Origin of the sequence: Okeania hirsuta (assembly GCF_003838195.1) — a bacterium.
Lineage (GTDB): Bacteria > Cyanobacteriota > Cyanobacteriia > Cyanobacteriales > Microcoleaceae > Okeania > Okeania hirsuta.
In genome coordinates, this window is the sequence record NZ_RCBY01000307.1 from 1 (window position 1) to 7,234 (window position 7,234).

General features: G+C 35.4%; 9 protein-coding genes. 4 read left to right on the forward strand and 5 right to left on the reverse strand.

Going from position 1 to position 7,234, the window contains the following annotated elements; translation table 11 throughout:
- The 5 genes from D5R40_RS28730 to D5R40_RS28750 all read right to left on the reverse strand — a co-directional run.
- On the reverse strand, positions 1 to 1,407 hold a 1,407-nt coding region (locus D5R40_RS28730), incomplete at its 3' end, for a DUF3987 domain-containing protein (RefSeq protein ID WP_124155575.1).
- A gap of 434 nt (positions 1,408 to 1,841) precedes the next feature.
- Positions 1,842 to 2,420, reverse strand: coding sequence for a hypothetical protein (locus D5R40_RS28735; protein WP_124143806.1), 579 nt, complete (start codon positions 2,418 to 2,420; stop codon positions 1,842 to 1,844).
- Positions 2,420 to 2,662 carry a hypothetical protein gene (locus D5R40_RS28740; RefSeq protein ID WP_124143805.1) on the reverse strand — a complete coding sequence of 81 codons (243 nt, stop codon included), beginning with the start codon at positions 2,660 to 2,662 and terminating at the stop codon, positions 2,420 to 2,422. Before D5R40_RS28740 ends, D5R40_RS28735 begins: the two co-directional genes overlap by 1 nt.
- Positions 2,663 to 2,734: 72 nt before the next feature.
- Entirely contained in the window at positions 2,735 to 3,250 is a 516-nt protein-coding gene (locus D5R40_RS28745; RefSeq protein WP_124155576.1) for a hypothetical protein, read from the reverse strand.
- 135 nt (positions 3,251 to 3,385) lie between these two features.
- Complete coding sequence (locus tag D5R40_RS28750) at positions 3,386 to 3,712, reverse strand: hypothetical protein (protein WP_124143801.1); 327 nt, start codon at positions 3,710 to 3,712, stop codon at positions 3,386 to 3,388.
- Positions 3,713 to 4,217: 505 nt separating this feature from the next.
- Here D5R40_RS28750 and D5R40_RS28755 point away from each other — a divergent pair.
- The 4 genes from D5R40_RS28755 to D5R40_RS42965 form a co-directional block, all read left to right on the forward strand.
- Positions 4,218 to 4,412, forward strand: coding sequence for a hypothetical protein (locus D5R40_RS28755; protein WP_124143800.1), 195 nt, complete (start codon positions 4,218 to 4,220; stop codon positions 4,410 to 4,412).
- A 611-nt stretch (positions 4,413 to 5,023) separates the two neighbouring features.
- The gene (locus tag D5R40_RS28760) at positions 5,024 to 5,341 is read left to right on the forward strand and encodes a peptidoglycan-binding domain-containing protein (RefSeq protein ID WP_124143799.1); all 318 of its coding nucleotides are present in this window, start codon (positions 5,024 to 5,026) and stop codon (positions 5,339 to 5,341) included.
- Positions 5,342 to 6,104: 763 nt separating this feature from the next.
- Entirely contained in the window at positions 6,105 to 6,584 is a 480-nt protein-coding gene (locus D5R40_RS28765) for a hypothetical protein (protein ID WP_124155577.1), read from the forward strand.
- 495 nt (positions 6,585 to 7,079) lie between these two features.
- On the forward strand, positions 7,080 to 7,234 hold a 155-nt coding region (locus tag D5R40_RS42965; protein ID WP_134239635.1), incomplete at its 3' end, for a peptidoglycan-binding domain-containing protein.

Genomic DNA, 7,234 nt, shown 5'->3' on the forward strand with positions numbered 1-7,234 from the left:
CATTAAACTACCACCAAGTCTATCATCAGATTTCATACGGAGTTTGGGTGAAATGTTGCCATCGTAAAACTGCAGCCAAGCTTCTTTATCATCCCCATTACGGTATTGATTCATTGCTGCAAAGTGCGCTGATAATTCATCATAGAAAAATGTAATTCCTTTGTTGCCTTGGCGTTGGAACTGAGCGCAAACTGCCTCCATTGTAAAGCTGCTTTGTATGAATGTTCTGTAATGTACATCAATTGGTTTGTCCCCTGGATTTTTATCTCCTTTCTCCCATTCAGCTAGTAAAGATTGATAGTGTTGGTAGTCATCCATATAAGCATCAGCAGCTTGTTTTTCTAATTTTCCTAATGCCTTGCGAACTGGTTTAATAAATGGTGATTTACCTTTGCCAGAAGTAGCAATTAAACATACCCAACTGATTAATTTTTCTGACCAACCATCATGTACTTCCACCTCAAATTCACCATGAATAACTCCACTAATAGCAGCTATTAAACACTCCATTATTGCCAGTTCATCCCATCCCAGGTTCTGAGCGTGTAGGCTACACATCTTTAGTTTATCCGGCAGATAATCAGACTTTTTATTAGGGCGAGTTAGTGGGGTAAATAGCTTTTTTTCTTCTAAATCTTCTTGTTCTTTTTGAAGTTGCCAATAAATTGATTTAATGTCCAGTTTATTAGCTTTATATTTAGCAAACTCAATCTCCAGTTCCGATGATGATAAATCCTTTTCTAAAAGAGAGGCTGCCAGTTGCTTAGAATGTTTTTGTCGCTCATCAAAAAGTACCTCATTAAACTCATAAATATTAATCAGTCCTTGATTAACAATTTCTTTCTTTAAATCCTGAATTGCCCCTAAGTCAAAGAGAATTTCTCGGATTTGTCCTCTTAAATCATCTACTAAATATTCATGCGGATTCTTATGACGCTCTGGTTTTTCTAAGAGACTAAATTCCAGAACTTTTAAAGCATACTTCTCTTGTGATAACTGAGGATAACTTAGCAAGTTATTAAGATGGTTGATTAGGTCAGCTCTCTCCATTTTTACTAATAAGTCACAGATGATTGGTTGAGTTATTTGTTGGAAAATTTCATGAGATTCTTTACAAGCTCGGTACAAGACTTTATGGTCATTAAATCTAAATGAATCGACTGATATTTCTTTCTTATTTAGTTCCTCAAAATCAGCCCCATGCATGATTAAATTAGCAAATACTTGATTTGTTGTTGTTTTGTAAGCCCAATTATCTCCCATACTTTGTAATAAATATGGGTTAATATTGTCATAATTAGGATTGACTGACTCACAAGCATACTTTAGGCCATTACCTGAATCTAAATATCCAGGGGTTGTATTTCCACGAAGGTTGTCGTAATTGTTGCTTTTTGTTTCACTCATTATATAATACAATAATAATTGTCTAGTCGTTGTCTATTGTCTAGTCGTTATCTAATTGAATTTTAATTCCAAATAAAAAATAATTGGAATTATATTACAATCCTCTCAGAGTCCAATTCTGAGAGGATTAATTATTTATACCATTAATTTGTGATAGAACATTCATTGATTTCCTTAATCAACACTTTATAACTCCTTCAATCTATTCTCCCAAGACTTCAATAACACCAAATCATCTCCTTCTAAAAATTGACAATTACCAACTTTTTCACACATCCTCTGATATCTTTTTTTCTCATCTTCATGAAGCCAATCTTGATGATTGTATAGAGACTATAATCCTTCCATTTGGCCAATTAAATTATTATCATCTTTCGTATCTAATTCAAAAGATATTTCTAGCATTTTCTCATATTTATCAATCATAATAACTCCTAAATAATTGCTCTAATTTGCTCCAATAATTGTTTACCTTTCTGATAGCTCCTACCTTTCATTTGCAACACATTTTCAATGATGTAAGAATCGGAAGCGGTGGAAGTACGAATAAAATCGACTAGCTTAACAACTTCCGCTACTTCCATTTCTTCCAATGCTTCCACCCGTTTTGATAGTGTGAAAGTAGGTTGTTTAGCAGCTTCCTGTGATTCTACCACTTCAGGTGCGATCACCTCCTGGTTATTTGTAGCACTACCAAAAGATAATATTTGTTTTGCATCTTGGTTAAATCCTTGTTCACGGGAGTATAATATCGCAGAAGTTTCGGCATCAAAATCTAATTGTTCAGCACGTCTAATTACACCAATTAATTCTTTAAACTGAGCAGAAGTTTTACTAATTATCCAACCCAGAATAGAATGTCCTAATGACCATGCAATGGCAAAGTGTAATAACTCCTCATTGCGACTAATTACTGCATAAATACCAAAGAAAGATTGACCTAAAAGATAAAATTTAGTTACGTCATGTAGTTCATTTAGATGGCTTATAATTCTCTCAGTTGCCAAGTTCATCAGATAAAAACTCCTAAACTAAATCCTGATAGAAATGCTGTTGCTGTCAAGACAGTGAAAGCTATTAATTCCCAGAAATCACTAACTCCTCTTTTAATCCAGTAGTAACCAGTTAATCCAATTGTTGCTAGTAGTTTGAGAACGATTATTGGGATTAAAAATCGCCACCAACCTACAGCTTCATATCCTACTAAAATTGCAGCGGTAAAAATTCCTTGGAATAAAAATGTTGCTTGCCACATAATACCGTTTCTGTTTATAGTATAGTGATAAGGGAAGGTTGCAGCCTTCCCTAAAATCAAGTCAAATGTTTGTTAGCTTCTCAATTTGCTTCGGATTGCTGCTATATCAGCATCAGCTTTTTGGGAAGCTTGCTCATAGTTAGCAGCAGCACCAGCAAATGTCTTTCGCTTTCCTTGTGCGTATGCTCCAAATCCTGCTATGAGTTTGGCTGATTTGGCTGCATATTTAATTGCTTGTCTTGCATATCCTTTGACTCCATAGAAAGCATTGTTTCTGGTGTAGTCACTTTTTAGTAGTCTGGCAGCAGTTCGATATCCTTTAGCACTGCTTCCGTTTAGTTTTACCTGTTCGTTGACTTTACCTTTAAGAGCTTGATATTGTTGCTCATTAATGGTTACAGGTGACTGCAAATCTGCCATTGATTTATGTGGTTGCAGTGTACCAGGATTGGTTGGTGTCAGCGAATCTGTTGTTGCTTTTCCTACTAAGTCACTGGCAGTTCCTAATCTGTGTTCGCCGTTAGCAAGTGATGAACTGTTGCTTTGTGCAGCTCCTGATATTTTAGCAAGTGCGTTTCCTAAACCCATTATCTCTCCTTAGTTTCAGTCTTTTCTATTTCTCCTCTACTCTCTCCAGGAGTGATTGATATTGCTGCAATTGTGAATAGTGATATCAATGAAATTGGTATGAGAGTAGGTAGGAGTGTGTATTCTAAAATTCCTTTAACTCTCTTGTTTTTTGCCATTGTTTTGACTGGGAAATATAGGTGGTGAGTGAAGTTCATTGAATATGCTTTCATCTAAGTCATCGTCAGTTGATGATAGTTGATTCATTAGTTTTTCAACAATTATCATGCGTGCATCTTCTTTGAAGTCAGCATAATAATGTTGATATGCTTTACCCCAAGTGATAGCATCTTCACGAGCAGTGCGTTTAGCATCAGCAATAATTTCACTGAGTTCTAATTGTTGAAATTGTTTTTCAGACTGGGATTGAGTTGACTTCGATTGGTTGATTTGTTGCACTATGGCGCTGTTGTTTGTTGTCATTGTCGTAATCTCTGATTAATTTCAAAAGTTCAGGTAGGTGAAGTACACCTTGACCGCGCGAACGGTATGTTGCCATCCATCGAAACACAACGATAATTTCTGATGAACTTCTATCAAATCCTCTATCGCCCTTGAAGTGATTGAACCCACTGATATTGCATGACTTCAATAATTCCACATCTTTATATAGTTGTGGATATGAAATTGGAATGCCAGCGAAGGCAAGCCCTTCAAGTAATTGTTTCCGTGAAAGCCAGTCAGACTGCCCGATAGCAAACTGAATAGCTCGATGAATTTTGGCAATTGTATAGTAGTTGAAGTTGTTACTGGATATGTAGCCCTCCATAAAGTATATTAAAGGTATTGGTATTGTATTATCAAGGTTTAATAGCCTATAGTTCGTCCGGTTTCTCCCGTTCACCAGTCTATTTATTCCTTGAATATACTCTTATTATAAGTGAATTATAAGTATATGTCAAGAGGGAAAAAAGGTAGTCAGAAACAAATGAAACAAATATCAGTTAGTGTCCCTGACTATATATATAAAGCGTTAGTCTTTCTTACTGAAACGTCAGGTAAAAGCCAGAGTGCTTATTGCGCTCCATGGATTGAAAATGGTGTGATTGATGAAATTAGCAGATTTAGGAAACTTCAAAATGAAATGAATGACCTTGAAATTCCACTTGAAGATGAAGAATAGCTCTTAAGAAGCGGAGTTTCCAAGAACTGTTAAACTCGTTCTCTAGATTTAGTGTTGAGTACCTAAATCACTCGTGAGAACGCCACTTTTTCAATAAGTATATTTACTGTGTAGTGGGGTGTCTAGTAATCACTGTACAGTGCACTAGACACCCTTCACTGAACTATTGTGTACCATAATGCGGGTTTAGTTTGCCAATTATCCTGTTTGGCAATGTTTTTAATCAAAGACTGCACTTTATAACACAAATTCAGATGAACACCAGTAATGTGAATAATTTTGCCAGAAAAATTGGATTTTTGTTTTGAAGTGAATTAGAAATGCACATTGGTTATGGAAAATTCCCAGAAACAGTCTTATTTAACATTCGACTTGCAATTAAATACCATTTTCGTTACTGCAAATAAACCTTGGTTAGGATTGTTTGTAATGAAACAAGATAGGTTCTAACAAAACCATAGCTATGGCTAAGGTAGCTATCAACAAACCATCTTTTTTACCAGCAATCAGTATTCAGCTAAAATTCGGGGGTTAAAATCTCCATTATACGACTTGAAAACTGATTACTGATTGCTAACCTAATCTTCAACTAAACTAAGGAATTTTCTCAAATGACTGTATCAACAATGACTGTATCAACTTTGCCTGTATTAAAAGAAGGGGATAGTGGAGATGCTGTTCGGTTTCTTGAACAATTGTTATCTTCAATCTTTTGGTTCGGTCTACCAGTTGGAAGACCGACTCTTATTACCGATAATGTAATATTTGATGCCCAATATGATAGTCAAACCAAACAAATAGTAGCTGAGTTTCAACAAAATTATAACGCTACTTTTCCTTTTCCATCGCCTGATATTACAGTAGATGGAGTGGTGGGTCCTGAAACCTGGAAAGCTTTGGGTGATGCCATCTTCAAATACACTTATTAAAACTATCGCTCTGACAGAAGGTATAAGGAGTCCTCATCTAAAAGTGTTTCATTTTAGATGGGGGAGCCTCAACTATAAGGAAGTTTAGTTGAGGTACTTCACTCCTTTATCCATACTTCTTTGATACACTACCAAAAGTTCTAGTTATTGCGCAAACAGAAATATAGGGAATAGATTCAGTCGGAGGCTAAAACCTTATGAACATGAAATGGAAAAAATTAATATTAATCTTGTTTATTTGGCTCGCCACTGAATTCTTTCTGAATTTCACAGGATTGGATGAGGTAGCTAATTACAGTGAGTATATTCTACAAATCAATCATCAACATATTGAAGCGCTCGACTCACCAATCATGTTTTAATATTCGACACGTTTATGGCAATTTTCAGGGGAAAAGCCGTAGTAGTCTCTGCTCTACCTGGATAGAGGAAAGCATAGGAAATGAAATACAGAGACTGGAAAGGTACAAAAAAATTGATAAGTTATTGGAAGATAAAAATCACTCTTGAGTATACGCACCTCACTGGACAGTTAACCAAGAAAATGTCACTATCTCCTCACAAAACTATTATCATGGCAGAATGTGACCCCTAACTGCTAATCAATGTGTAAGAAAATCCACGTCCACCCACAATAAAAAGTTAATTGTGACAACTAATGCACATTATCGAACTTCGCCAAAATTTAGGAGATGATTAAGACATGAAAGGAAAGAGAACAACCTCTTCCCACATCAACAAATTAAAAACAAGGGAACCTTAGATGAATATTCAAACTAACCTCAACAAAGCTTTTAGTTTCAGTTTAGTTGCTTTAACCGCTACTTCTTTATCATTAACTCCTGCAAAAGTTGCTTTTGCTCAGGTAAAAGTTGAGCCCCTGATCGCTCCTAGCGTTATAAATGAAGGGATGAACGGAACATGGAATTTACAATGGAAAGTCAACGGATTGTTATATAAAGGTCGTTTAAAAATGAATGGAAATTTTGGAACTATGGTTGTAAATGTAACTAGACCTAATGGTAGGAGAGTTTACTTTGAACAACAAATGAATATGCATCGTCAAAGAAATGGTTATACTCTTCAAGGTAATAGACCTACTTATCCAGGTAGGGATGCAATAAACCGTAACTATCAACCTGATAATTTTTATGTTGAGTTAGATGATAGTGGTCATTTGAAAATGAAAAATTGTTCTGATTATTCTGGTTATATTCCAGTCAGGATGACAAAAATTAATTAATTAATTCAATCAAGTTTAATCAACTTATTCTAGGGGTAGATTTGGCAAAAAAAACTGAGCTTGCTGCCCCAAGAACCATTATCATACTTACGACCCATCAACCTATCCGCCCAATCCTGAAGCTTGGAAGCTTCTGCCTGATTCTTTCTATTTTCAGCAGCAATTTGCAAAAGGTTTGCAGATTAACGAACACTATATTGAAGTTTATTAAAGTTAGCATCACCAGGGAAAATTTCAGCTAAAATTAGACAATATTTCTCTAATCAAGTCAAGTTGTGATAGAAAATTCACGTCCACCCACAATAAAAAGTTAATTGTGATAACTCATGCACATTATCTACCTGCTCAAAAATTTAGGAGATAATAAAAATATAGAGTAGGACTTACGCAACGAGACTAATTATACTGGGTTTATCTTGAATGATGACCAATTAATACGCTATATATAGCTTTACTGTGTAAGTCCTGATCAATTCAAAAAACAAGGAGAAAATTATGTTTACTGGAACTCAAAGAACTAGGTCTCTTCGTACTCTTACCTTTGGTAGCACTGGTGAAGATGTGAAACATTTACAAAGACAGTTAAATGTTTTTAGATTTGGTCCCTTGGTAGTTGATGGAATATTTGGTGTAGCAACAGAAGAAGCTGT

Excerpts from the sequence above, each read along its gene's own strand:
- D5R40_RS28735 (WP_124143806.1), bottom strand. The coding sequence starts at position 2,420 with ATGAACTTGGCAACTGAGAGAATTATAAGCCATCTAAATGAACTACAT.
- D5R40_RS28740 (WP_124143805.1), bottom strand. The coding sequence starts at position 2,662 with ATGTGGCAAGCAACATTTTTATTCCAAGGAATTTTTACCGCTGCAATT.
- D5R40_RS28745 (WP_124155576.1), bottom strand. The coding sequence starts at position 3,250 with ATGGGTTTAGGAAACGCACTTGCTAAAATATCAGGAGCTGCACAAAGC.
- D5R40_RS28750 (WP_124143801.1), bottom strand. The coding sequence starts at position 3,712 with ATGACAACAAACAACAGCGCCATAGTGCAACAAATCAACCAATCGAAG.
- D5R40_RS28755 (WP_124143800.1), top strand. The coding sequence starts at position 4,218 with ATGAAACAAATATCAGTTAGTGTCCCTGACTATATATATAAAGCGTTA.
- D5R40_RS28760 (WP_124143799.1), top strand. The coding sequence starts at position 5,024 with ATGACTGTATCAACAATGACTGTATCAACTTTGCCTGTATTAAAAGAA.
- D5R40_RS28765 (WP_124155577.1), top strand. The coding sequence starts at position 6,105 with ATGAATATTCAAACTAACCTCAACAAAGCTTTTAGTTTCAGTTTAGTT.